This is a genomic window from Paenirhizobium daejeonense (assembly GCF_014280875.1).
GTDB lineage: Bacteria > Pseudomonadota > Alphaproteobacteria > Rhizobiales > Rhizobiaceae > Allorhizobium > Allorhizobium daejeonense.
In genome coordinates this window covers 243,613-266,956 of the sequence record NZ_JACLAL010000001.1, presented here as the reverse complement: position 1 = coordinate 266,956, position 23,344 = coordinate 243,613, and the positions used below count along the sequence as shown (strand labels likewise).

Below are 23,344 nucleotides of genomic sequence, written 5' to 3'. Positions count from 1 at the left end.
CGCTCCGGCCTGCCGGTCCTCTCTCCCGCAGGTGGGGGAGAGCCTTAGGAACCGTCCTGCGCCCCAACCGGATCAAAACGGTGACGGAGGCCAAGCCCCTGCCCCTTTTGTAGGGAAGGGCTGGAGACGGGTACTAGCCGAGAAGTGCACGAGCGGCCGTCAGGCTCGCTTCACCGTTGATCACGCGATCCTTCAGCGCGGCCGTTTCGGCAATCAGGTTTTCGGCGGCAAAGCGGCAAAGCGCAACACGTTCAAAACCGCCGGTTTCAGCGTCGGCGAGCGCGCCCTTGGCGAGATAGGCACCCGTCAGCGCCAGGCCGAACAGCCGCTGGTAAGGGGTGGCGCCCGCAAGTGCTGCGGCGGTGTTGCCCTCGGCGATCCGGACGAGCAGCCATTCGGTCGCCTCATCGAGATCAGCAAGGCTCGCCTCCAGACGGTCGGCCGTGGTGCCGAAATCGTCCCGGTTCAAGCCACGAACGGAGGAGACGATTTCCCTGAGTTCGGTGATGAAGCCCCTGACGTGGTCGCCGTTCGACAGCGGCAGTTTGCGGGTGACGAGGTCGATTGCCTGAATACCGTTGGTGCCTTCATAGATCGGGGCGATGCGGGCATCACGCAGGTAACGGGCTGCACCCGTTTCCTCGATGAAGCCCATGCCGCCATGAACCTGAATACCGAGCGATGCGACATCGACGCCGGCATCGGTGGCGAAGGACTTGGCAATCGGGGTGAGTAGCGCCGCGCGCTCCTGCCAGTGGGCGGCGCGGTCCGCCCGCGCGTGATGGGCCATGTCGGTTGCGTGGGCGCAGGTGTAGCAGATGGCGCGCGCGCCCTGGGTCAGCGCCTTCATCGTCACCAGCATGCGAGCGACATCGGGATGCTCGATGATCGGGCTCATTCCCCCGGTCTGGCCTGAACCCGACCAACCCGGGGCCTTGCCCTGCGTGCGTTCCTTCGCGAAAGCCACCGCCTTCTGGGTGGCGGCCTCGCAAATCGCCACGCCCTGCATGCCGACAGCCAGACGGGCATTGTTCATCATGGTGAACATGCAGGCGAGGCCCTTGTTCTCCTCGCCGATCAGGTAGCCGATCGCTCCGGCTTCATCGCCGTAGCGGCCATCGCCATAGATCATGGTGCAGGTGGGCGAGCCATGGATGCCGAGCTTGTGTTCCAGCGAATGGCAATGGAGATCGTTGCGGGCCCCCAACGAACCATCGTCATTAACGAGAAATTTCGGCACGAGGAAGAGCGAGATGCCCCGCGTGCCGGCTGGCGCATCCGGCAGGCGGGCCAGAACCAGATGGACGATGTTGCGGGTGATTTCGTGCTCGCCCCAGGTGATGAAGATCTTCTGGCCGAAAATGCGATAGGTGCCGTCGTCACGGCGCTCGGCGCGGGTCTTCATCACGCCGAGGTCCGAACCGGCATGGGGTTCGGTCAGGTTCATGGTGCCGGTCCATTCGCCGGAGACCATCTTGTGCAGGTATTTTTCCTTGAGTTCGGCGCTGCCGTGAGCCGTCAGGGCCTCGACGGCACCCATGGTCAGCGTCGGACCGAGCGCGAAGGCCATGGAGCCAGAATTCCACATTTCGAGTGCCGCGACGTTCAGCATGTGCGGCAGGCCCTGCCCACCATAAGCGGTCGAAGCGACGAGCGAATTCCAGCCGCCCTCTGCCCAGTGACGATAGAGATCCGCCCAGCCATCCGGCACCTCGACCTTGCCGTCCACGAGACGCGCGCCCTGCCTGTCGCCGATTTCGGCAAGCGGCGCGACTTCATCGCTGGCGAAGCGGCCGGCCTCTTCAAGGATGGCCTCCACCAGATCGTCGCTGAGATCACCCAACTGCCCCTCTTCCAGCGCATCGGCCATGCCCGCCACGTGTTTCAGCGTGAAAGCGATTTCCTCAACCGGTGCCTTGTACATGGACAGCCTCCTGCTTTGCCGTTGCCCCATCGGACCCTTTCTCCACCCCCGGAAAGGATCCCGCAACTGGTCTTTTGGCTAGTTTATTTTTACGTAAACGTCAAATCTTTTGCTGAAGCTCCCTCTTCGAACACCTCTCCTCCTGCCAGCCGGAAGGCGTTCAGCGGCAAGCCGATCCACCCAAACTTGGGCGATACAGCGCCGCCCGGATTGCCGTACCTCATTGGGATTACTGCGATCCCGGATGCCATCTATGACCCTCGACCGATCTCTCTCACTCGTGACCGCGATCCTGCTCACCATCATTCTCGGACTGGGGGGCTACATCGTGGTCGATGGCACTCGCCAGCAGCTTGAAGCCGCCAAGGCCGACGAAATGCAGGCAACCGCCCTGCTGCTCACCTCGTCGATGGCGCAATCGGCCAGCCTTTCGGCAACCCATGCCGACCGGATCGCGAAGGACCCGCTCGTCCTCAATCTGATGAAGCAAGGGGACCGGGACGGACTGACCTCGCTTCTGAAACCCACCTATGACGCGCTGGCCAGCGAAGCCGGCGTCAACATGCTGCATTTCCACACGAGCGACATCAAGAGCTTCCTGCGCGTGCAGGATCCGAAGAATTTCGGGCAGGATCTTTCGACAATCCGCCCGATGATCCTTGCCGCCAACCGCAGCCATATCCTTCAGAAGGGGCTGGAGGTCGGGCTTGCCGGTCTCAGCCTGCGCGCGGTCGCCCCGATGCTGGAGGGCGAAACACTGGTCGGCACGGTGGAAGTCGGCGTCGACCTCAAAGCACTGCTGGAAATCGCCAAGTCTGCATCGGGCGCCGATTACGCCCTGTTCCTCAGCCCGGCGATGACCGGCATCACCCCGAAGGACAGCACCGTGAAGGCCGAAGGCGCCGGACTTGCCATCGAATCGGCAACCGACACCGCGCTTTTCCAGAAGCTCTACGACCGCCGCGCCATCGGTCTTTCCCGCGAGCCGACATCCGCCATGGTGGAGCTTGACGACCACAGATACGGGACTTTCGCGCAGCCGCTTCTGGACTATTCCGGCCGGATGATCGGGACAATCTTCATTGTTCGCGATTTCTCCACGATCGAAAGCGGTTTTCTGCGGTCAATCGCGATGGCAGCGATCATTGCCGCCGTCGGAGGCATCTTCGTCTTCTCGATCGTCACCGTAGTCCTGCGGGCAGTTTTGATCCGTCCACTTGCCGATCTCGTCGACCATGCGGAAACGCTCGCATCGGGGAAGATCGAAGGCGTTTCATCCGAAAGCAGCGGTCATGGCGATCTCCGGCGGCTCAGGGACGCCATCGACAGGCTGTCAGCTGGCAATATGGGCGCGGATAGCAAAGCCCATCACGGAGATGCCCCGTGAAGCCGATCCTTCTGCGCCTGATCCTCGCCACTGCCAGCTGGCTCGCTTTCGCCTTGGCGGGAACGGCGATGGCGGATGAGACCCCTCGCCTGCCCAAGGGCATTCATCTGCCGCTCGCCGTCCATTCCTCAATGAGGGTGCTGGACATTTCCAGGTTCAACGAGACCTCGGGCGAAGCCTCGATGACGATCGAGACCACCGAACGCTGGAAGGATCCGACCCAGGCTTTCGATCCCAAGACCACCGGCTTTGCCCGTTTCGACTATGTCGGTGCCGAGGCCGAAGCGAAGCTCGCCAGCATATGGACGCCGGCGACAGAGATTGAAAACCGCATCGGCGAGCCCAGATCCGGCTCCGTCGCCTTGACGATGCGGGCGGACGGCACGGTGACCCGTATCCGGCGGATCGATGCCGATTTCCGGGTTGAAGTCGACATGACGACGTTTCCATTTGACCGACAGATCCTGACACTCTCGCTGGTCACGCCGCGACACTCGGCCGACGAGGTCATCTTCGTGATGAACGATATCGACCGGGAACTTGCATCGGTCGCATCCGAGCTTTCAGCCAACAGCTGGACGGCCCGATCGCTGCAATTCGTGATGGAGCGTTTCTACGGATGGAATGCCAAGCCCTTCGTGCGGATCAAGGCATCGACGGAGATACAGCGTAAATGGCAGCATTACGTGCTGCCGATCTTCGTGCCTTTCGCTGCGGTTCTATCGGTGTCACTGTTCCTGCTGTGGGCACCGGCACGATTGTCGGGAGACGAGGCCTCGATGACCTATTCCGCCTTGCTGGCGCTTGCGGCTCTCGGCTTCACCTACGAATCGAGCTTTCCAGGGGCCATCTCGATGAACTCGCCCGTCGCCTTCATGGTCTCGCTCGGCTATTTCTATCTGGTGGTGGTATTGCTGATCTCGATGCTTTTGACCGACGCCAGTTTTCCCGGCCGGAGACGATATCCGCATCTGGTGGAAGCCATCCGCGACAACATTCGCTTCTCGGTTCCCGCAAGCTTCCTGCTTATCTGCATCTGCTCCGTGTTGTTGTCGCTGCTGTGAAGCAAGGGCTGTAATCGAACTGTCACAATGCAGGCATAGAAGCGCTGGCGGGCCGTTTCCGGAGCAGATCGATGCATCCCCTCGCCACGAAAATTCCCGGCCTCGTCTGGGGCTATGTGATCAATGCGTCTTCCGGTCGAGCTACCCGCTTTTCGCCCGAAACCGACCCCACCGACATCAGGATCGATGAAGGCAGTTTCGTCTGGCTGCATCTCAATCTCGCCGATGCGCGCTGCACCGCCTTTCTCGAGAACTTTCCCGGCCTGAGCGAGCCGGCGCGGGCTGCACTGACCACCCACGAAACACACGCGGCGCTGACCGTGGACGAACAGGCATTCTACGGCACCCTGGTCGATTTCCAGCGGGAGTTCGACGCCACCACCCGCGATATCGGCTGGCTGCATTTCGCGCTGTCCAGCGGCTTCATCATCACGACGCGACTGCAACCTGTCAGATCGATCGATCCCGTGCGGGCAGCAATCGAAAAGAACGCGGCGAAGTTTCGTCAGCCGATCCAGATCTTCGAAGCGCTGGTGGTGGAGTTCCAGCGAGGCATCATGTCAGTGGTGCTGGAACTGACCGATGAGCTGAACGCCATCGAGGATTTCGTCTATGATAGCGAACTTCGTGACGAGCGCCGGCGGCTCGCGCCAGTGCGGCGCGTCGTCGTGCGGCTGCACCGGCACCTGCGCACCGTGCTGGCGCTGATGCGCCGGGCAGCGGCAACGGACGACGATGAATTGCCACCGGGCTTCGAGGATGTGGCGGAAAGGTTGGTGAACCGTCTGGAGGCCGCCGACAACGACGTCTACGCGCTACAGGAGAGGGCAAGATTGCTGCACGAAGAAATCGATTCCAAGCTTTCCTCGGAAACCAACCGTCACCTCTACATCCTGTCGCTAATGACGGCCTTCCTGCTACCTCCGTCGCTGGTCACCGGCTTCTTCGGGATGAACACCTCGTCACTGCCGTTTGCCGAGGGCATCGGCGGCACGCTCTGGGCCGTCGGCTTCATCGCCGTCTCGATCCTTGCTGCATGGCTGATCCTCAGGCGCGCCGGCATCCTTTGAAACGGGCATCCCCTCAAAAACGAAATGCCCGACCAGCGGCCGGGCATTGTCAACTCAAACGAAGTGCCTGCAATCAATAGTAGGGAGACAGGCACTGACGGCGTGGGCCGTAGTTCGGCTGGAAGGTGTTGCTGTAGGAATCATAGGAACGATAACGGGCATAGCACCACTCATAGTGCCGTGGGTTGATGCCCGTGGCACGGCGGGGCGCAGCCGGCGGCGCAGCGATGGCTCCGCCGATAATGGCGCCTGCGCCGAAGGCTGCGAGCGGATACCACCAGCCGTCATTATGACGACGGTAGCCCGGGCGGTAATCGCGATAGCCACGGTGGCCGTGATAATATCCCGGAGGCGGACGGCGATAATAATCGACCGCCGTCACATCGGACGTTGCGGTGACGGGCGCAGTCACCGGCATCGCCTGCGACGGCACGAAGCTCGTCAGGACGACAGCGGAAGCCAAGGCAACAGCAGCCCAGCGCTTCATCATGTTTGTCATATCGGTTCTCCATTCCCTGCTTTGTCAGGATGTACAAGGCGTGTCTTGCACGACGGGCGAAAACAATCACGGGGTCGACAAGACGTGACAGTACGCTATCCGGTCCATCCTGAACCCATTATTAACATCATAAAGCTGTAGGGAACTTGCGACACATCACTATTGATTGAAGACCAGCCCCGAACTTCGCTTTAGCGAACGGGAAACGCAGCACACGGATCATTGTTCCGCTGCCTGCTCGGGGGGCACTAAGAAAAGCGGCGGATTGCTCCGCCGCCTTTGATGAGGATGGTCATGCGCCAAGCGGGACCGCTGTCTCAGGCTTCTATTTCCAGATCACCCTTCGGACGCGAGCAGCAGGCGAGAATGTAGCCCTCGTCGATCTCGTCATCGAGGATGCCGCCGTTGTGGTTCATCTCCACCTCGCCGGAGAGTTTCATCACCTTGCAGGTGCCACAAAGACCAGACTCGCAGGCAGCGCCAATGCGCACACCCGCTGCACGCGCGGCCTGCAGGACCGTATGACCGGGCTCGCAAAGACCTTCCTTGCCGGACATGGTGAAGGCGACCTTGGTTGCAACGGCGCCATCGGAGTGGTCGGCAACCACCACCGGCAGTTCCGGGGCAACCGGCTGGAAGGCTTCCTCGTGGTAGTTCTTCATGTCGAAGCCAGCGCCCGACAAGGCTTCGCGAACTGTCGCCATGAATGGTTCGGGGCCGCAGCAGAACACGGTGCGCTCAAGGAAGTCGGGAGCGAGAAGCGCGATCTTCGCCTTGTCTATCCGTCCCTTGAGACCCGACCAGAGCTGACCACGGGCAATCTGCTCGACGATGAAGCCGAGCGTCAGGTTCGGCATCTCGCGCGCCTTGGCTTCCAGCTCCCAGCGGAAGATGATGTCATCCGGCGAACGGGCGCAGTTCAGGAACACGATGTCGCTGTCGGGCGCACGATCGCCCATGTCACGGGTCATCGACACCATCGGAGTAACGCCGGAACCGGCCGAAATGAAGAGGTACTTCCTGCCGGGGTGCTTGGCGTAGGAGAAATCGCCGAGCGGACCGATCGCCTTCAACTTCATTCCGGGCTTCAGGTTGTCGAACATCCAGCGGGTGCCGATCGAATCCTTCTGCGCCTTCACGGTCACGGCGACCGTGTAGGGGCGCGAGGGGCTCGACGACAGCGTGTAGGTCCGCATGACCGGTTCTGGCGACGCCGGGATCTCCAGCGTGACGAACTGACCGGGCAGATAGCGGAACCAGTGGCCGGACCGGTCGGGCCGGAATGTGAAGGTCATCACATCCGGCGCCTCGGGCGTCACGGCCACACATTCGAGGCGATGCTCCCTGTCGGACCAGGGACGCATCTCATCGACATGACGATAGGTCACGGCAACTGTCATCTCAGGCGACCGCGGACAGGCGGGCCTTGTCGCCCTGCAGACGGTTGATCATGAAGTTCGAGTACCATTCGACGAACTGCATGACGCCGCCTTCGTGGTCGGCCGAATACGGACCCGGCTCATAAGCCGGGGAACGGATGCCGAAGGCGTTTTCTTCGACGATGGCGCGGTCCTGATCATTGGTCATGTTCCAAACGTGCGTCAGGTCCTCGACGTTGTAGTCGACGCCCTCGACGGCATCCTTGTGGACAAGCCAGGTGGTGGTGACCGCGGTTTCCTCGGCCGAAATCGGCAGGACGCGGAAGGAGATCGCATGGTCGCCCAGCATGTGGTTCCAGGTCGTCGGGTAGTGGAACAGCAGCATGGTGCCGATGTGGGAAATCGGAACGTCGTCCGACAGCGGACGCTTGATGGCGCGCTTGCCGTCCATGGTGTAGCTCTCGGCATCCTGGATCAGCGGCATTCGGGCAACGCGGAACTGGCCGGTCGGGTCCATCTTGAACTCGCTCGGAAGGCCGGCAGCTTCGCAACGGGCCCAGTGCTCGGAGATGAACGGATCGTCCTTGGCGCCCTGAACGCCGGTTGCCGTCGGAGCTTCCGGGTAGGTACGGCAGAGTTCCGGGTGGTTGCCGGCACAGTGGTAGCACTCGCGGTTGTTTTCCCAGACGAGCTTCCAGTTGCCCTTCTCGATGATGGTGTTCTTGTGGGCTACCTTGGCTTCCCAAAGGCGATGGGGCTTCATGTAGGGCTCGATGGTCGCGCGAACCGGAGCAAAATCGGACGGCTCCTGGGCGAGGCAGACGAAGATATAGCCGCCGACGCTTTCGCAGGCGACATGCTTCATGCCGAACTGCGCCTTGTCGAAATCCTCGCCCATCTGCCGAGCGAAGACCAGCGAACCGTCGAGGTCATAGGTCCACTGGTGATAGGGACAGACGAGCTTGGCGGAAGCGCCGCTTTCCTTGGTGCAGACGCGGTGGCCGCGATGCCGGCAGGTGTTGTGGAACGCGCGGATCACGCCGTCCTTGCCGCGTACGACGACAACAGGGTAATCCCCGATCTGGACGGTGAAGTAATTGCCCGCCTTCGGGATCTCGCAGTCATGGCCGATGAACAGCCAGTCGCGATACCAGATGGTCTCCATGTCGAGCTTGAAGTAATCCTGGTCGATATAGAACGGCTGCTCGAGGCTGAAGCCTTCGCGGCGGTTCTTCAATTGGCGCAATACCGTGCCCTGCAAATCCATCGTCGTCCTCGTTTCGTTACGGCAATGGCGAGGGACGAGTACATGCACGGGACCGGCCCCTGGGAAAAGACCGACCGAACCTGTCTCGGGCCGCCCGCCGCGACCTTCAATCTTTTCTCTCTCGAGGCTGGTTTCCGGGCTCTGGAGACGTCCGGGTGACCGGACTGCGTGGAGCGCCTTCCCAGGAAGACTTCCCAGTGGCTTTTTGCCCTTACGCTTTTCTCCACCACCGTTGCGGGGGCAGCGCCGGATTTTGACCGGCTTCCCAATTTCCCGCCCTCCCTAGCAGGGCGGCACCTTGAGCTTGAAATTATCTAATCACAATTACTTAGGTTTCGCTGCATTGCGAAACGACACGGCATCAAATGTTTGCGACATGAACGCAGATGTCAGGCTTGCGTGACATTTCCAGGAATATTTCATTTTTTCATGCAGTTAAGAAATTCACCTCCGGAAACCCGGGCAGTCCATGGCGCAAAATGACAAGGAAAAATACGCGACATTCGACGCACCTCGCGCATGGCAAGCCTCGCGAAACCGTAAGCGCCGATAATTGCGACAAATTGTCGTTAATCACTCTCGTTCTAGAATCATCCCGGTTGCCACTCCCGATCGAGCCTCGCCATGCAGAAGCTGAGATACTACGCCGCCCCGAAGAAGCCTTCCGCGCCGCTGACACCATCGACGCGGGCCGTGCACACGGAGTTCCTGCGCACGGGACGTATTCTGCGCCGCCGGGAAGACTGGCTGCCGGAAGAGAAACGCTACCTCACCCATGAAGAGGTTGCCGAAAGAACGGGTCGGCGGCTCGAAACCGCCGGCGAGACCACTCACAGCCGGATCAACGGATTTCACCGATCGATCCAGTTCCCGAAGCTGATCTTTCACAAGACACTCGATAACAGGCCACATCTCGGCTACTGCCATGTCACGGCGGCGCGGACGAACTTCGCGAAATACGCCGATGTGAAATGGGCCTTCTACATAGCTAATTTCTTCGCCGAACTGGGCGAAGGCGACCAGTTCTTCGAACAGATCCGGACGAACTATTCGCGCATGTATTTCGCCGTCGCAATCCAGCCGGACCAGTCGAGCAAATCCATGGCGATCGACCGCTCGATCCGCGAGAACGGGCTATTGTTTCGCACCCACGATCCGAAGGAAGCGCTGAAGAATGTGCTGATGCTCGGCGCGCGCGATGCGCAACTGCGCAAGATCATCGCCAGACTCTAAAGTCATTCCAGGCGAGCCTCAGAAGCGACCGACGGGGGACTTCTTGTAGATCAGCCAGTCCTTCGGCACGTAGTCGTTCGCGCCGTAGATGGTGACCGTGTTGCCACCGGCGGCGCGCGAGGATGCAAGCGCTTTTTCCGCGAAATTGGTCAAATCGAAGGCGTTGGGGGCCTGTTCCGACAGGCAGATGCCGAAGGACATCAGCACCTGGCCAAGCGCACGGCCATTGCCGGAATTGACGACCGCCGTCGCCTTCAGCTTGGAGCGTATCAGATCGACGATACGGCTCACCTCGTCCTGCGCGGATGTATAGAGCAGCATGCCGAAACGACCACCATCGAAGCGACAGGCGATATCGCCTCCGCCTGCCACAGCCTGCATGACCTTTGCCACCTGCTTCAGGAAACGTTCCGCGACGGCCGGGCCCATCTGCTCGGAAAGACGGGCGAAATCATCGATTTCGCCAATGGCAATGCCGCACAGCACTGGCATTTCGGGATTGGTGTAAACCTTGGCGACAGCCTTGTTGAAGGCGCGACGGCTGGAAAGCCCGGTCAGCGGATCGACGAACTTGGTGGCTTCGGCCTCGTCTGCCTCACGCTGCATGTCGGCAAGGGCTACCGTCTTGTCGACAACTGCCCTGACGACATTGCTGTTCTGGCTGGCGCGCTTTTCGGTCGCGACCTTTAGCGCCTTGATCGATTGACCGAGTTCCGGGTGATCGTCCTCCGCGACCGTCTGGATGACCTTGGAGGCATCGCCGATCAAGCGACCATAATCGCTGAGAGAGACCTTTTCCTCGTTTAGCAGGGAGATGAAGTTGCTCATCTCGGCGCGAACCTGGCCGTTCTGGCGAGCCAGAAGGCCGTCCTCGTGATGGTGCGGAAGGTATTTGCGGCCGAGCGCATCGAGCGCTTCCTGTGTCTTCACCTTGCCGAGCGCGATGAAATCGCGAACCAGTTCCGGATTACCACCCGCATACGCTTCGTAGACCAGTTCGTAATTTCTGGGCAGGCCGTCGATTCCCATCTGATGCATGGCGGTTGCGACACGAAGAGCGATGCTTGAGGCGGGATTCTTGACTTGCTGCATGGTTCTTTTTTCCGGCGGGTGAAGGCGAAAGGCTGGAACGGGCGGACTATAGGCGCAACATTTCTTTCTTTCGGTTACGTCGGTAGATAAAGTTTTACGGATACGCTCCGACGGTGTCCCGACGCCTGCCGAGAACTGTGGAAAACCCCTGTAGACGCCTATGAAATCAACGTTTGCTCCCACCCGCCAAGACGCGCTATTGACGGCGGAACACATGACGAGAAGGCGTTGATACATGGCTCGGGTGATACCGATCGACAGCGATAGGCAAGGCGTAATCGATGCGGCCATCGAGATCCTGTCAAAGGCGCGACCCGTAGCGCTGCCGACCGAGACCGTTTACGGGCTGGCGGCCGACGCGACCGACCCGGTGGCGATCACCAGCATCTATGAAACCAAGGGCCGGCCGCGCTTCAATCCGCTGATCTGCCACATGGCGGATCTCGCCATGGCGGAACGCTACGCCGACTTCGATCCCATTTCCCGTGCGCTTGCAGCCCGTTTCTGGCCGGGGCCGCTGACGCTCGTCGTTCCGCTCAAGGCCGGAAGTTCCATCCACCCGCTTGCGACCGCCGGGCTCGACACCGTGGGCATCCGGGTGCCCAAGGGATTTGCCGGCGACCTGATCCGCGCCTTCGACAGGCCGCTGGCCGCTCCCAGCGCCAATTCCTCCGGCAAGATCAGCCCGACCACGGCGGAGCATGTGGAGGCCGATCTCGGCGGGCGCATCGACCTCATCGTGGATGGCGGCCCCTGCCCTGTCGGCGTCGAATCCACCATCGTCAAGGTGGAGGACGGCCGGATACGGATGCTGCGTCCGGGCGGAATTGCCGCCGAGGACATAGAAGAGGCGACCGGGCTTGCTGTCGAACGCCTGAAACCCGCCGGCACGGCTGCAATCGAAGCACCCGGCATGCTCGCCTCGCATTACGCCCCGAACGCCCATGTGCGGCTCGACGCGCAGTCCATTGCCCCGGGCGAGGCGTTGATCCGCTTTGGCGATGCTGAGATCGCGGGCGAGAAGGACGCATCCATCGTGCTGAACCTCAGCCGGCACGGCGATCTGGCAGAGGCGGCGGCGAACCTCTTCGGCTATCTCAAGCAGGCCGACCAGGCCCGCCCTTCCGGCATCGCGGTCATGCCGATCCCCATGCAGGGGCTTGGCGAAGCGATCAACGACCGACTGAAACGCGCCGCGGCTCCCCGCAGCGCATAGGAGAACAATGTGAGCAGCGCCCCCCTGTCCGAAACCTTGAAGGCCTTCGTGGCGATCGTGGGCGAGGCCAACGCGCTGACCGCCGCATCGGACATCGCACCCTATCTCGTGGAAAGCCGGGGGCTCTATCACGGCTCCTCGCCGCTGGTGCTGAAACCCGGATCGACGCAAGAGGTTTCCGCCATCATGGCGCTCGCCAGCCGGACGGGCACGCCCATCGTGCCGGCCGGCGGACGCACGGGCCATGTGGGCGGCCAGGTGCCGCGCGACGGCCTGTCGGACGTCGTGCTCTCGCTTGAGCGCATGAACCGTATCCGCGAGATCGACATTTCCGGCGATGTGATCGTGGCCGATGGCGGGGCCATCCTCGCCGACATCCAGAAGGCAGCAGCCGAGCACAACCGTCTGTTTCCGCTCTCGCTCGGCTCGGAAGGCTCCTGCCGCATCGGCGGCAATCTCTCCACCAATGCCGGCGGAACCGCCGTGCTGGCCTATGGAAATGTCCGGCAGCTTTGCCTCGGGCTGGAGGTGGTTCTGCCGACCGGCGAGATCTGGGACGGGTTGCGACGGCTGAAAAAGGACAATAGCGGCTACGACCTGCGCGACCTGTTCATCGGCGCGGAAGGCACGCTCGGCATCATCACCGGCGCGGTCCTGAAGCTCTTTCCCCGCCCGCGCGGCCATCAGGTTGCCTTTGTCGGCCTTGCTTCGCCTGGGGATGCACTCGCGCTGTTCGAACGCGCCTCGACGCTCTGCGGCAGCGCTCTTACCGGTTTCGAGATCATGCCGCGCATCGGCATCGACTTCACCACGAAGCACATCGCCGGCGTTCGCGATCCTCTGCCCTCGGCCCACCCATGGTATGCGCTGATCGATATCTCAACCTCGGATTCCGCCGAAACCGCGGAAAGGATGATCGCCAGTCTGCTGGAAGAAACCCACGACACCGGACTGGTGAAGGACGCGGTCATCGCCTCCTCACTCGCCCAGCAGGAGGCCTTCTGGCGCTTGAGGGAAAGCATGTCCGATGCACAGAAGCCGGAGGGCGGCTCGATCAAGCACGACGTCTCCGTGCCCGTTTCCAGCGTGCCGCGTTTCCTCGCGGATGCGAATGCGGCGGTGATGGCCCGCATGCCCGAGGCCCGCATCGTTTCGTTCGGCCATCTCGGCGACGGAAACATTCATTACAACATCAGCCAGCCGATCGGCGCCGACAAGGCTGCGTTCATTGCCCGCTGGCGGGAGATGAACGCCATCGTGCATGCCGTCGTTCATGCGCATGGCGGCTCGATTTCGGCCGAGCACGGCGTCGGCCAGTTGAAGCGCGACGAACTGGCGGCAAGCCGTCCGGTTATCGAAACGGAACTGATGAAGCGTATCAAGCTGGCTTTCGATCCAGCCGGCATCATGAACCCAGGCAAGATGGTTTCGACGCAATGAGCGGAGACAAGATCAAGCTGACACTCAGGCTCGACCTGCCGAACGGGGTTCGCCTCGGTCCCGGCAAGGTGTCGCTGCTTGCCGGCATCGCCGAGCACGGCTCGATCCGGGCAGCGGGCGCGACCATGGGCATGTCATACCGCCGGGCATGGCTGCTCGCCGACGAAATCAACCGCATGTTCAAGGAACCATCGATCTTCACCCGCCACGGCGGCAAAAGCGGCGGCGGCGCAGGATTGACGCCGTTCGGAGAAACATTGCTCAGCCGTTGCCGAAAGATGGAGGCTGAGAGCCGCACGCTTCTCACCGACGATCTCTCATGGCTTGAGGACATGAGCGCACCGGACTTTCAGCCCGCAGGCAGTGGCGCGAAGGATGCGCACGAGGATTAGCTCATCGGGAAACAGAGAGTGGTGCTCTGCGGTCCCCCAATAGCCCCCCCCGCAAAACGCCCCCTTATCGAGGCCCGTCTCTCACCACCGGCTGCCCTATTTTACCGCACCGCCTGCCGGAAAATGGCTTCGGAGGCGAGCGATACGGTCTTGAACAGCAGATGCACGGGGGAACCGGTGGCGAGGCCGAGGCTCTTGGCGGACCGGCGCGTGACCTCGCAGATCATCTGCTCGCCGCCGCAATCGACCGAGACCATGACAGAGTTCCCTTCCTCGCGCAGACCGATAACGACGCCGTGGAGTCGGTTGAGCGTGGAAATGCCTTCCGGCAGGCTGGTCGCAACGACGATTTCGCTGACCGGCACGAAGACGCGGATTCGGGTGCCGACCGCCACATCTGTCTTTCGGAGAAAGAGCGGCCCGGCCGCGCTTTCGGCAAGGGTAATGCCATCCTCGGCGCTCTGGTCGGTAACCGTCGCATGCAGGAAATTGCCCGGCTGGACGCCTGCGCCCGGGGCCAGAATGTCGAGCACCTCGTCCGGCGCACCAATTGCGGTGGCGCGCCCGCGAAAAAGCGCGATCACGCGTGTCGCAAGGCGGGCAACCTCTTCCAGCGAGTGGCTGACATAGAGGATCGGAATGCCGACCTCGTCGCGGATGCGCTCGATGTCGGGCAGGATCGCCGCCTTGAGTTCGACATCCAGCGCCGACAGCGGCTCGTCCATGAGGAGAAGGCGCGGGTTCGACATCAGCGCCCGACCGAGCGCCACGCGCTGCTTCTCGCCGCCCGACAGGCCGGAAGGACGCCGTGTCAGCAGGCGGGAAATGCCGAGCAGATCCGCCACGCGGTCAAGGCTTTCGGTCCGCTCTGCAGCGGGTACGAAACGCGTACCGTAAAGCAGGTTCTGGCGCACGGTCAGGTGCGGGAAGAGCCTTCCCTCCTGAAAGACGTAGCCGATACGACGGCGATGGGGCGGCACGAAGTGGCCGGTCGCACCATCGCTCCAGACCTGGTCATTGAAAACGATTCGTCCCTTCGTCGGACGCACCAGACCGGCAACGAGATTGATGAGCGTGGTCTTGCCGGAACCGGACGGGCCAAAGAAGACGGTCAGCCCCTGCCCGACCGAAAAATCGGCCACAAGATCAAAACTTCCCTGATTGTGCTCGATATCGATAGTCAGCATCAGGCGCTCCCCATCCTTGCGGCCAGCCGCCGCGACAGAACCTCGGATGCCACCAGCGCCGCTAGCGAAACGGCAATGGAAATCAGCGTCAGGCGCATGGCCTGGAGATCACCGCCCGGCACCTGGGTATAGGTGTAGATGGCCGAGGCCAATGTCTGGGTTTCACCGGGAATGTTGGAGACGAAGGTAATGGTTGCGCCGAACTCGCCCATCGCCTTGGCAAAGGACAGCACCGTACCGGCAGCGATGCCCGGCAGGATCAGCGGCAGCGTGACAGTCAGGAACACCCACACCGGCGGCGCACCAAGCGTCGAGGCTGCCGATTCAAGCTTGCGATCGACGGCATCCAGCGACAGGCGGATGGAGCGCACCAGCAGCGGAAAGCCCATGACGGCGGCGGCCAACGCAGCCCCCGTCCAGCGGAAGGAGAAGACCAGCCCGAACCACTGGTCGAGAAGTGCACCGATGGCACCGCGACGTCCGAAGGTGATCAGCAGCAGATAGCCAGTGACGACCGGCGGCATGATGAGCGGCAAATGCACGATGCCGTTCAACAGGGTCTTGCCGTAAAAATCACAGCGCGCCAGAAGCCATGCGACGAGCACCCCGAAAGGCAACGAGAAGGCCACGGCGGTAACCGCGACCTTCAGGCTGAGCAACATGGCTGTGGTTTCTTCAGGAGTAAGCGTCACCCGAACGATGCCTTGACTGCGATAGCGTCAATATCAATTCGTCTTGGAGAGCACCGTGAAGCCGGCGGCGGTGAATATTGCCCTGGCCTTTTCGCCATGCAGGTATTCGAGGAAGGCCTTGGCGTCAGCATTCTTCGATTCCTTCACCAAAGCAGCCGGATAGACGATCTCAGGATGGCTTTCTTCCGGGAAACGGTCAACGACCTTTACGTCCTTGTCGGCCTTGGCGTCGGTTTCATAAACGATACCGAGCGGGGCTTCGGCGCGGGAAACGAGGAGAAGTGCGGCGCGAACACTATCCGACTGGGCGATGTCAGCCTTGACGCTGTCCCATACGCCGAGCTTTTCCAGTGCCGCCTTGCCATAGAGACCGGCCGGAACCGATTCCGTGTTGCCCATGGCGAGCTTGCCGCCGGCGAGAAGATCCTTGAGCGGGAAGCCTTCAGCGATCTTCGTGGTCACGTTCGAATCTTTCGGCGCAACGAGAACGATACGGTTGCCGAGCAGGTTGGACCGAGTGTCGGCGGCGATGAGGCCCGCCTTGTCGAGATAATCCATCCACTTCAGGTCAGCCGAAAAGAAGATGTCTGCCGGCGCGCCTTCCTGGACCTGCTTGGCGAGAGCGGAGCTGGCTGCAAAGGAAACGCTGGTTTCCTTGCCGGTTTCGGCCTTCCAGGCGGTGGAGATATCACCCAGCACTTCCTTGAGGCTGGCGGCGGCAAAAACGGTTACCGGTCCGTCGGCAAAAGCGGAGGATACCGGCTGGACAAGGAAGGCGGCGGCGACGACTGCGGCCTTGGCAACCACGCGGAAGGAGCGAAACGAAACGGACATAAATGACCTCTCTAGCTATCGATATATTTTGTTGGCTATATCGATAGCGAAAAAAAGGCAGCCGGACAAGAGAACCGAACCCGCCATCTCCCTAATTTGACTTGAAGCGAAACGCCTTTGCAGCAGGCACTGAAAGCCCGCCGCAACCGCTGCGGGCTTGCCGCGCCGTCGTCCCAAACACCGACACCTTGTCACCTATATTCACTTTTTCGAAACCTTGCCTCGTCTGAAAATGCTAACCATTTGGCGCAGCAAAGTTTTTTTAACCGCGATTTTTAAGCTGTCCGGAACAGGGCCTCGGTAAGGTCAGGCTACAGAGGACGAAAAGTCCCGATCAGAAGAACGCATGAAGCGCTCTCGGGTAAAACAAGGGTAGCATGAAGATGACGAACACGGTTTTGAAGCCCGCATGGGCAGGGGCAACGTTGCGACTGGATCCGTCCCGTTTTCCGCAGCAGGTCACCTACGCATTGCGCGGAGCGTCCGGCGATGTCACCATTACGATTGACGAACGGGGCGCAGTCCTCAGAAAGATCCTGCAGGGCAGCGGTTTGCCGCTCTCGTTCGCGCTGCCGGCCCGCGCCTTCAAGGGGGTCGCTGCCCGCGCGATCGACCATGGAGACGGAGAGGTTACCGTGACACTCGAACTGCACCATGAAGACCCGGAACTCTGCATTCCGCTGCTGGTCGCCCATGATCTCTGCGATATCGCCGCAGACTGGCGCAACTGGTCCGACGCCTTCCGCATTCCCATGCTGATGGTCGAGGCCGATGGCGTTGCCCGTCCGCTCGAGGAGCACCTCGGCGACGTCCGCGCCCGAGAAACCCAGCCGCGCCGCCGCCATTCCTATTTCGCCGAACGCCGGCCGCGCTTCCTCGTGCGCCGCACCACCGGGAAGCTGGGCGTGACCATGAAGATTTCCGGCAAGGAAATCATCGCCCGCAACTGATCCGTTAACAGGGTCGGCACATACAAAAGGGGTCCGAACGGCGTTCTGACCCCTTTGTCGTTTCAGAACGGAACACAGGTCAGGCAGCAGCTGCGCGTTCGACCTCGACCGTGACATGCGACAGGTCGGGAATGCGGGCGAGTTTCTCGCGATAGTAGGACGGGGCGTGCGGTTCAGTCGCCGTCAGCGAAACGATGGCGCCGTGATGGCCGGGGCCAAGCTGCCAGACATGCAGGTCAGCGATCGTCGCCCCCTCCGGTTCGATGATTGCGCGAATTTCATCCGGCAGGTCCTCGCTGCGGGGAACGTAATCGAGAAGGACACCACCCGCCTGGCGCATCAGGCCATAGGCCCAGCGGGCAATGATGACCGTACCGACGAGGCCGATGATCGGGTCGAGCCAAAGCCAGCCGTAAAAGCTGCCGGCAAACAGACCGGCAATGGCGAGAACCGATGTGAGCGCATCGGCGACCACATGCACATAGGCAGCTCGCAGGTTGGTGTCGCCACCGCCATGGGCGTGACTGCCTGCATGAGCATGGCTGCCGGCGTGATCGCGTTGGCCATAATGATGACCGTGGCCGGCGCCGTGATGGTCGTGATCGTCCCAGAGCAGCCAGGCGCAGACGAGATTGATGACGAGACCGAGGACAGCAACCGCGATCGCCTCGTTGAAATCGATGGCCACCGGATTGCGGAAACGCATCAGGCTTTCCCAGCCTATCAGCAGCGCCACCATGGCCAGCACGATTGCGCTCGAGAATGCCGCGAGATCGCCGAACTTGCCGGTGCCGAAGGTGAAGCGCTCGTTGCCGACATTCTTCAACGCATAGCGATAGGCGAGCGCCGAGATCAGGATGGCGCCGGCATGGGTTGCCATGTGCCAGCCATCCGCCAGCAGGGCCATGGAACCGAACAGCGTTCCGGCGGCGATCTCGCCCACCATCATGACCGTGGTGATGGCGATGACCGCCCATGTCTTGCGGGCGTTGCGCTGGTGGTCCGCGCCCAGGAACATGTGTTGATGGCTTGCGGGCAGTCGCGGCTGGCCAGAAATATGGGGATGCTGATGGGGGTGAAAATGCGGATGATGGTGATGGTGATCGTCGTGGTCGTGCGTCATTTCAGATAGCTCCTGATGACATCGATGAGTTCTGCAGCCCCCCTGGCGCGCTCGGGGTTTTCCTCGCGGTCTGGATTGACCACATGTTCGCGGATGTGATCCTCGATCAGTTCCGCCGTCAGGCCGGTGATCGCGCCACGGACCGAAGCGACCATATTGAGAACGTCGCCGCAGGGCGCTTCCGCCAGCAGCGCGGTTTCGATGGCTTCCATCTGCCCCTTCATCCGCCGGACACGGGCGAGCAGCTTTGCCTGATGTTTTATCGTATGACTCATAATATAGGGGGGTACCCTATTTTGAGACAAAAGGCAAAAGCAAATCGCCCGGCAATTCCGGGCGATGGATCAGGTCTTCATGCAGTCTGGAAAATCAGGCGAAGGGAATTGCCAGAAGCAGGCCAGCAAAGAGGATCAGGCCGACGCGGTTGTTGGACTTGAACAGGGCAAGGCACTGGTCTGCATTATCGATATCGATAACGACGATCTGCCAGACCAGCATGCCGAGCGCGACAAACAGGCCGAGATAGGCGAAGAAACCTACACCCGCCGCGATGAAGGCTGCCAGAAGCAGCAGGAAAGTTATGCCGTAAAGGGCAATCAGCCAGTAACGTGTATCATCTCCGAACAGCCGCGCGGTGGAGCGAACACCAACGAGTGCGTCGTCCTCCTTGTCCTGATGGGCGTAGATCGTGTCGTAACCGATCGTCCAGGCGACGGCGGCAACGTAAAGCAGCACGGCGGAGAGCGATAGCGCGCCCTGCAGACCGGCCCAGCCCATCAGCCCACCCCAGGAGAAGGCGAGACCGAGGAAGAATTGCGGCCAGTCGGTAAAGCGCTTGGCGAAGGGATAGATGGCAACGATCGCCAGCGACAGGATACCGAGGACGATGGAAAAGCCGTTGAAGCAGAGCAGCACCGCCAACCCGACCAGCGCCTGAGCCAGGATGAAGATCTTCGCTTCCTTGCGGCTGACGCGGCCCGACGGCAAGGGCCGAGAGCGGGTGCGCGCGACCTGCATATCGATATTGTGGTCCACGAGATCGTTATAGGTGCAGCCCGCCCCGCGCATGGCCACCGAACCGACGAAGAACAGAAAGAGATGAAAAAAGAAGAGCGAAAAGGACAGACGCCCTTCCGACGCCAGCGCATTGGCGGCCATGGCCGACGACCAGAAGCACGGCCACATCAGCAATTGCCAGCCGATCGGCCTGTCCCAGCGCGCAAGCTGCGCGTAGGGCCACCAGCTGCGAGGCAGGGTTCGGTGAACCCAATTATCGGAACGCGCATCGGCGACGCGGCCGGCGAAGTCATCTGTCTGTTGCATCAGGCCATCTAAGGGCGCGGCCGGAGTCCGGTCAAGCGGGATCGCCGCCCGCCGCTACAATCGACGGCAATTCAAGATTGCATTTATTTTTATAATGCAATTTTTAAAAGAATTCACATTGCATCGGATCGATATCAATGATTGTATTTTTTAATAATGCAATCATTGGGGGAATCAATGCGAGATCACATGCTACTCATCGCAACAGGCGCAGCGCTCGCCGGCTGTACCGTAACAGGGGCGCCCAAACCGCCCCCGCAAGCGACGCTGGAAAGCATCCAGCCTCGTGGCTATGCGTCGGTAGCGCCGACGAGCGGAATCGAGGTGGGGCACCTCTACTTTTCAGGGCAAGGCAACAGACCGAAATTCGTCACTGGCAACGGCACCGTCTACAATGCCATGTGCTACGACGACTTCCTGAAAACCGGTGCGCTGAAAGAGATTGACCAGCATGTCATCGTCGAAGAGCCGGTCAGGGTGGTGAAAAAGACTGTGGATGCGAGCCGGACATATGGCGCAGCTCTCTCCACGGGTGAGCTGTGGCGCATTGGTCAGGTTTCCGCAGATGCAGGAGGCAAGGGTTCACGCGTCTATACGCTGGAGAACGTCCGCGAATTGACCCTGACGGATGCGGGCGCGAAACTCGTGATGGCGAAGATCGGCAACGAATGCCGCGCGCTTATCAAGGAACGAAAAGCACACGGCAGCGATGTCATCCTCGTTCTCAACGCGCTGCGCGCCGATAAACTCACGGACGTCACCAACCAGTATGCCGGGGCCTCGGCGGGCGCTGCCGTCGGCGGCACAGTGACGACTGCGGACGGCAAGACAAAGGTCACAGGTCGTGGCATCGGCGGGACGCTTGAGGGCCGTAGCGACGACACCACCGAGTATTCCTACGTCGTGGTGTCGATCAACCCCGACAAAATCTAGACGTTCCGCGTCAGGTGTTTCCTGAGGCGGAACCGTTTCGGGCTGCTGCCGGAAATGCCGACACTGCTTCGGCCTCAATCGAGGCTGAAGCCGAACTTGTAGCTGGCGGAAACGCCGAACATGAACTGGTTGCGGGAGCCGCGTTCCTGAACCAGCGAGCTGTCGCCGGCGGTGCCAACCAGTCGGGAGTATTCGGCAAAGGCGCTGGTGGAGAGCTGTTCGGTCGCCTTCCAGGTGAGCGCGGTGCCGACACCGACTGACTGCCAGCCGCCATCCGGATCATACTGGCTGAGGCCGGATGCTGCTGATTCCTCGGCATTCACACCATAATAGGCCTTGGAGTAGCCGCTCGTTGCGTAACGGGCGCGCGGACCACCGGAAAGCTGGATATCCGGGGCGATATCGGTGAAGACATCCGCCGAAAGATCGGCAACGAGGCCGTCATGGCTGCGGATGCCCTGGCGCAACTCGCCACGCAGACGGACAAAATCGGTCGGGTAGACATCGACGAAGCCGCCGAGTTCGGCGCCCCACTTGACGTCGGAAAGTCCCTTGATGTCGCGGTAGTCATCGGAATCGCGCGCGGGCACGAACTTGCCGGCGATACCGGCGCGGAACATGTCGGTATCGACGATAGCCAGCGATGCGCTGTCGTTGCGCGACGAGAAACGCGAGCCGCTGCCCTGACGACCGAGCGAGATGATCGGCGAGAAGGAGAGCTTGCGGCTATCGGCGCCTTCGAACTTCGGGCCGGAAATTCCGGCGCCGCCAAGTGTAAGGTACCAGTCGCCGGACCATAAATGTTCGCCAGCATGGCTTTCGGTGGCAATAATACTGAAAAAGCTCGCGGAAACGAGAGCAAGCGCCGGCTTTCGCATGGGTCGATCCTAAAAAACGCAATACTTAAATTCTGCTGATCTGCAGAGAGGATGCGTTAAAATCGCACGAATGCATTACCGGAGCATTAACCAAGACGGAGCCGCAGCCCCGTCCCTCCCGGGTTGCTCCCATCCGCCGGCAGTTCTAGAATTCCACCTTCTCCAGCGGCGCCCTTGCCGCTTCCGCCGCCTTCAGCTTCGCCTCGGCTTCGGCGATGTAATTGCGGTTGTCGGGCACGACGAACTGGCTCTTGGTGATCTGCATCTGAAAGATGAAGAAGTTCTCGTGGGTGAAGGCCATTTCCGAGCCGGCGAGATAGAACTCCCACATCCGGAAGAAACGTTCGTCGTATAGCGCCACGGCCTCGGCCTTGCGGGCAAGGAAACGCTGACGCCAGTGCCGGAGCGTGTAACCGTAGTGAAGCGGCAGGATCTCCACGTCGCGGATCAGCAGGCCCGACTTCTCGACTGCGGGCAACACCTCGGCCAAGGAGGGAATATAGCCCCCAGGAAAGATGTATTTTTCGAAGAACGGGTTGTTGTAAAGCGCCGGATAGGGCTGGCCGATGGAGTGGAGCACCATCACCCCGTCATCCTTCAGGAGCTCCGAAACCTTTCCGAAGAAGTTGCGATAGTTGGATGGCCCGACATGCTCGAACATGCCGACGGAGACAATGCGGTCGAAGGGCGTCGCTCGCATGGTGCGGTAGTCCTGAAGATCGAACCGGACGCGAGGAGAAAGACCGCGCTTTGCAGCCCGGCCGCGCGAAACGCGCAACTGTTCGGTCGAAAGCGTGATACCGTTGACCTCGACGCCCGCCATCTCGGCGAGGTACATGGCCATACCGCCCCAGCCGGAGCCGATTTCCAGTACCCGCTGGTCCTTCTCGAGACGAAGCTTAGCCGCGATATGCCGCTTCTTGGCAAGCTGCGCCTCATCGAGCGAAATGCCGGCGGGTTCGAAATAGGCGCAGGAATATTGCCAGTCCTCATCGAGGAAAAGGTCGAAGAGTTTGGCGGAAAGATCGTAGTGATGTGCAACGTTGCGGCGGTTGTGATTGACCGGGAAGAGACTGCAGATCCGGGTCAGACAATAGCGCGCCAATCCGCGCCAGATCATGCTGAAGTTCAGGCCCTCGGAAAGGGTATTCGATTTGATGAGAGCGAGGAGGCAATAAATATCGCCTTCTTCGACGATCATCCGACCGTCCATGTAGATTTCACCAAACCTGAGCTGGGGATCGGAAACCAGCTCATTTTCTGCCTTTTCATCGGTGAAGCGCAAAGCGACCAATTCGCCGCTGCCATCTCCGATCGTCTTTATCCGGCCATCCGCAAAAGCTACGCGGAGATTTCCCTTTTGGATGATCTTTGTCAGTAAGTCCTCAAGCCTTGAGGTCATTCATTGCCCCCATAATGCCTTATACAAACGTCTAAAATCTATCGCGTCTGCCTCGCGAG

Annotated in this window: 22 protein-coding genes and 1 riboswitch; of the genes, 9 read left to right on the top strand and 13 right to left on the bottom strand. The window is 61.0% G+C overall.

From position 1 onward, the window contains the following. Window positions 1-133 precede the first annotated feature (133 nt). Entirely contained in the window at window positions 134-1,924 is a 1,791-nt protein-coding gene (locus tag H4I99_RS01180) for an acyl-CoA dehydrogenase family protein (protein ID WP_163903857.1), read from the bottom strand. Between the two features lie 253 nt (window positions 1,925-2,177). On the opposite strand from H4I99_RS01180, the gene H4I99_RS01175 reads away from it, so the two are divergent. From H4I99_RS01175 to H4I99_RS01165, 3 genes are all read left to right on the top strand, one after another. Continuing rightward, a complete protein-coding gene (locus tag H4I99_RS01175; protein ID WP_163903855.1) occupies window positions 2,178-3,311 on the top strand; it encodes a cache domain-containing protein in 1,134 nt (377 codons plus the stop codon). Further along, a complete protein-coding gene (locus tag H4I99_RS01170) occupies window positions 3,308-4,375 on the top strand; it encodes a ligand-gated ion channel (RefSeq protein WP_163903853.1) in 1,068 nt (355 codons plus the stop codon). Before H4I99_RS01175 ends, H4I99_RS01170 begins: the two co-directional genes overlap by 4 nt. Window positions 4,376-4,446: 71 nt before the next feature. Continuing rightward, entirely contained in the window at window positions 4,447-5,445 is a 999-nt protein-coding gene (locus H4I99_RS01165) for a transporter (RefSeq protein WP_163903851.1), read from the top strand. Between the two features lie 73 nt (window positions 5,446-5,518). Here the strand turns inward: H4I99_RS01165 and H4I99_RS01160 are convergent, their stop codons facing one another. From H4I99_RS01160 to H4I99_RS01150, 3 genes are all read right to left on the bottom strand, one after another. Continuing rightward, the gene (locus H4I99_RS01160) at window positions 5,519-5,944 is read right to left on the bottom strand and encodes a BA14K family protein (protein WP_163903850.1); all 426 of its coding nucleotides are present in this window, start codon (window positions 5,942-5,944) and stop codon (window positions 5,519-5,521) included. Between the two features lie 317 nt (window positions 5,945-6,261). Continuing rightward, entirely contained in the window at window positions 6,262-7,344 is a 1,083-nt protein-coding gene (locus tag H4I99_RS01155) for an FAD-binding oxidoreductase (RefSeq protein ID WP_163903848.1), read from the bottom strand. A 1-nt stretch (window position 7,345) separates the two neighbouring features. Beyond that, complete coding sequence (locus H4I99_RS01150; RefSeq protein WP_163903846.1) at window positions 7,346-8,590, bottom strand: aromatic ring-hydroxylating oxygenase subunit alpha; 1,245 nt, start codon at window positions 8,588-8,590, stop codon at window positions 7,346-7,348. A 108-nt stretch (window positions 8,591-8,698) separates the two neighbouring features. Further along, a riboswitch (cobalamin riboswitch) is annotated at window positions 8,699-8,906 on the bottom strand. 308 nt (window positions 8,907-9,214) lie between these two features. Here H4I99_RS01150 and H4I99_RS01145 point away from each other — a divergent pair. Further along, on the top strand, window positions 9,215-9,823 hold the full coding sequence (locus H4I99_RS01145) for a DUF6656 family protein (RefSeq protein ID WP_163903844.1): 609 nt from the start codon (window positions 9,215-9,217) through the stop codon (window positions 9,821-9,823). 18 nt (window positions 9,824-9,841) lie between these two features. On the opposite strand, the gene H4I99_RS01140 is transcribed toward H4I99_RS01145, so the two are convergent. Next, window positions 9,842-10,915, bottom strand: coding sequence for a GGDEF domain-containing protein (locus H4I99_RS01140; protein ID WP_163903842.1), 1,074 nt, complete (start codon window positions 10,913-10,915; stop codon window positions 9,842-9,844). A 235-nt stretch (window positions 10,916-11,150) separates the two neighbouring features. Here H4I99_RS01140 and H4I99_RS01135 point away from each other — a divergent pair, with 235 nt between their 5' ends. Genes H4I99_RS01135 through H4I99_RS01125 form a run of 3 tightly spaced genes read left to right on the top strand, consistent with a single transcriptional unit; the run spans window position 11,151 to window position 13,963 of the window. Then, on the top strand, window positions 11,151-12,131 hold the full coding sequence (locus tag H4I99_RS01135; RefSeq protein WP_163903840.1) for an L-threonylcarbamoyladenylate synthase: 981 nt from the start codon (window positions 11,151-11,153) through the stop codon (window positions 12,129-12,131). A gap of 9 nt (window positions 12,132-12,140) precedes the next feature. After that, window positions 12,141-13,571, top strand: coding sequence for an FAD-binding oxidoreductase (locus H4I99_RS01130; protein ID WP_163903838.1), 1,431 nt, complete (start codon window positions 12,141-12,143; stop codon window positions 13,569-13,571). Beyond that, entirely contained in the window at window positions 13,568-13,963 is a 396-nt protein-coding gene (locus H4I99_RS01125) for a winged helix-turn-helix domain-containing protein (RefSeq protein ID WP_163903836.1), read from the top strand. Before H4I99_RS01130 ends, H4I99_RS01125 begins: the two co-directional genes overlap by 4 nt. 101 nt (window positions 13,964-14,064) lie before the next feature. Here the strand turns inward: H4I99_RS01125 and modC are convergent, their stop codons facing one another. The 3 genes from modC to modA are packed head-to-tail and all read right to left on the bottom strand — an operon-like array spanning window position 14,065 to window position 16,676. Beyond that, on the bottom strand, window positions 14,065-15,150 hold the full coding sequence (modC, locus tag H4I99_RS01120) for a molybdenum ABC transporter ATP-binding protein (RefSeq protein WP_163903834.1): 1,086 nt from the start codon (window positions 15,148-15,150) through the stop codon (window positions 14,065-14,067). Beyond that, window positions 15,150-15,842 carry a molybdate ABC transporter permease subunit gene (modB, locus tag H4I99_RS01115; protein WP_425314343.1) on the bottom strand — a complete coding sequence of 231 codons (693 nt, stop codon included), beginning with the start codon at window positions 15,840-15,842 and terminating at the stop codon, window positions 15,150-15,152. The genes modC and modB overlap by 1 nt, the downstream gene beginning before the upstream one ends. 33 nt (window positions 15,843-15,875) lie before the next feature. Then, a complete protein-coding gene (gene modA / locus H4I99_RS01110; RefSeq protein ID WP_163903832.1) occupies window positions 15,876-16,676 on the bottom strand; it encodes a molybdate ABC transporter substrate-binding protein in 801 nt (266 codons plus the stop codon). 383 nt (window positions 16,677-17,059) lie between these two features. Between modA and H4I99_RS01105 the strand changes: the two genes are divergently transcribed. After that, window positions 17,060-17,626: a DUF6101 family protein gene (locus H4I99_RS01105; protein ID WP_163903830.1), complete on the top strand. Its 567-nt coding sequence runs from the start codon at window positions 17,060-17,062 to the stop codon at window positions 17,624-17,626. A gap of 79 nt (window positions 17,627-17,705) precedes the next feature. On the opposite strand, the gene dmeF is transcribed toward H4I99_RS01105, so the two are convergent. From dmeF to ubiA, 3 genes are all read right to left on the bottom strand, one after another. Continuing rightward, window positions 17,706-18,644 carry a CDF family Co(II)/Ni(II) efflux transporter DmeF gene (dmeF, locus tag H4I99_RS01100; RefSeq protein WP_244624876.1) on the bottom strand — a complete coding sequence of 313 codons (939 nt, stop codon included), beginning with the start codon at window positions 18,642-18,644 and terminating at the stop codon, window positions 17,706-17,708. 101 nt (window positions 18,645-18,745) lie between these two features. After that, window positions 18,746-19,024 (bottom strand): metal/formaldehyde-sensitive transcriptional repressor, encoded by a 279-nt coding sequence (locus H4I99_RS01095; RefSeq protein ID WP_163903819.1) that lies wholly within the window; start codon window positions 19,022-19,024, stop codon window positions 18,746-18,748. 94 nt (window positions 19,025-19,118) lie between these two features. After that, entirely contained in the window at window positions 19,119-20,072 is a 954-nt protein-coding gene (gene ubiA / locus H4I99_RS01090) for a 4-hydroxybenzoate octaprenyltransferase (protein ID WP_163903817.1), read from the bottom strand. Between the two features lie 189 nt (window positions 20,073-20,261). Here ubiA and H4I99_RS01085 point away from each other — a divergent pair, with 189 nt between their 5' ends. Continuing rightward, entirely contained in the window at window positions 20,262-21,005 is a 744-nt protein-coding gene (locus H4I99_RS01085) for a hypothetical protein (RefSeq protein WP_163903815.1), read from the top strand. A 74-nt stretch (window positions 21,006-21,079) separates the two neighbouring features. Here the strand turns inward: H4I99_RS01085 and H4I99_RS01080 are convergent, their stop codons facing one another. Together H4I99_RS01080 and H4I99_RS01075 are read right to left on the bottom strand one after the other, a co-directional pair. Further along, complete coding sequence (locus H4I99_RS01080) at window positions 21,080-21,883, bottom strand: MipA/OmpV family protein (protein ID WP_163903813.1); 804 nt, start codon at window positions 21,881-21,883, stop codon at window positions 21,080-21,082. A 145-nt stretch (window positions 21,884-22,028) separates the two neighbouring features. After that, the gene (locus tag H4I99_RS01075) at window positions 22,029-23,285 is read right to left on the bottom strand and encodes a cyclopropane fatty acid synthase (protein ID WP_163903812.1); all 1,257 of its coding nucleotides are present in this window, start codon (window positions 23,283-23,285) and stop codon (window positions 22,029-22,031) included. Window positions 23,286-23,344: the final 59 nt, after the last annotated feature.

What these genes read in the sequence shown, in the direction of transcription:
- H4I99_RS01095 (WP_163903819.1), bottom strand. Translation starts at nt 19,024, where the DNA reads ATGAGTCATACGATAAAACATCAGGCAAAGCTGCTCGCCCGTGTCCGG.
- H4I99_RS01155 (WP_163903848.1), bottom strand. Translation starts at nt 7,344, where the DNA reads ATGACAGTTGCCGTGACCTATCGTCATGTCGATGAGATGCGTCCCTGG.
- H4I99_RS01135 (WP_163903840.1), top strand. Translation starts at nt 11,151, where the DNA reads ATGGCTCGGGTGATACCGATCGACAGCGATAGGCAAGGCGTAATCGAT.
- H4I99_RS01125 (WP_163903836.1), top strand. Translation starts at nt 13,568, where the DNA reads ATGAGCGGAGACAAGATCAAGCTGACACTCAGGCTCGACCTGCCGAAC.
- H4I99_RS01150 (WP_163903846.1), bottom strand. Translation starts at nt 8,590, where the DNA reads ATGGATTTGCAGGGCACGGTATTGCGCCAATTGAAGAACCGCCGCGAA.
- modA (WP_163903832.1), bottom strand. Translation starts at nt 16,676, where the DNA reads ATGTCCGTTTCGTTTCGCTCCTTCCGCGTGGTTGCCAAGGCCGCAGTC.
- H4I99_RS01105 (WP_163903830.1), top strand. Translation starts at nt 17,060, where the DNA reads ATGACGAACACGGTTTTGAAGCCCGCATGGGCAGGGGCAACGTTGCGA.
- H4I99_RS01165 (WP_163903851.1), top strand. Translation starts at nt 4,447, where the DNA reads ATGCATCCCCTCGCCACGAAAATTCCCGGCCTCGTCTGGGGCTATGTG.
- modC (WP_163903834.1), bottom strand. Translation starts at nt 15,150, where the DNA reads ATGCTGACTATCGATATCGAGCACAATCAGGGAAGTTTTGATCTTGTG.
- H4I99_RS01160 (WP_163903850.1), bottom strand. Translation starts at nt 5,944, where the DNA reads ATGACAAACATGATGAAGCGCTGGGCTGCTGTTGCCTTGGCTTCCGCT.
- H4I99_RS01085 (WP_163903815.1), top strand. Translation starts at nt 20,262, where the DNA reads ATGCTACTCATCGCAACAGGCGCAGCGCTCGCCGGCTGTACCGTAACA.
- H4I99_RS01080 (WP_163903813.1), bottom strand. Translation starts at nt 21,883, where the DNA reads ATGCGAAAGCCGGCGCTTGCTCTCGTTTCCGCGAGCTTTTTCAGTATT.
- H4I99_RS01180 (WP_163903857.1), bottom strand. Translation starts at nt 1,924, where the DNA reads ATGTACAAGGCACCGGTTGAGGAAATCGCTTTCACGCTGAAACACGTG.
- ubiA (WP_163903817.1), bottom strand. Translation starts at nt 20,072, where the DNA reads ATGCAACAGACAGATGACTTCGCCGGCCGCGTCGCCGATGCGCGTTCC.
- H4I99_RS01075 (WP_163903812.1), bottom strand. Translation starts at nt 23,285, where the DNA reads ATGACCTCAAGGCTTGAGGACTTACTGACAAAGATCATCCAAAAGGGA.
- H4I99_RS01140 (WP_163903842.1), bottom strand. Translation starts at nt 10,915, where the DNA reads ATGCAGCAAGTCAAGAATCCCGCCTCAAGCATCGCTCTTCGTGTCGCA.
- H4I99_RS01145 (WP_163903844.1), top strand. Translation starts at nt 9,215, where the DNA reads ATGCAGAAGCTGAGATACTACGCCGCCCCGAAGAAGCCTTCCGCGCCG.
- H4I99_RS01175 (WP_163903855.1), top strand. Translation starts at nt 2,178, where the DNA reads ATGACCCTCGACCGATCTCTCTCACTCGTGACCGCGATCCTGCTCACC.
- dmeF (WP_244624876.1), bottom strand. Translation starts at nt 18,644, where the DNA reads ATGTTCCTGGGCGCGGACCACCAGCGCAACGCCCGCAAGACATGGGCG.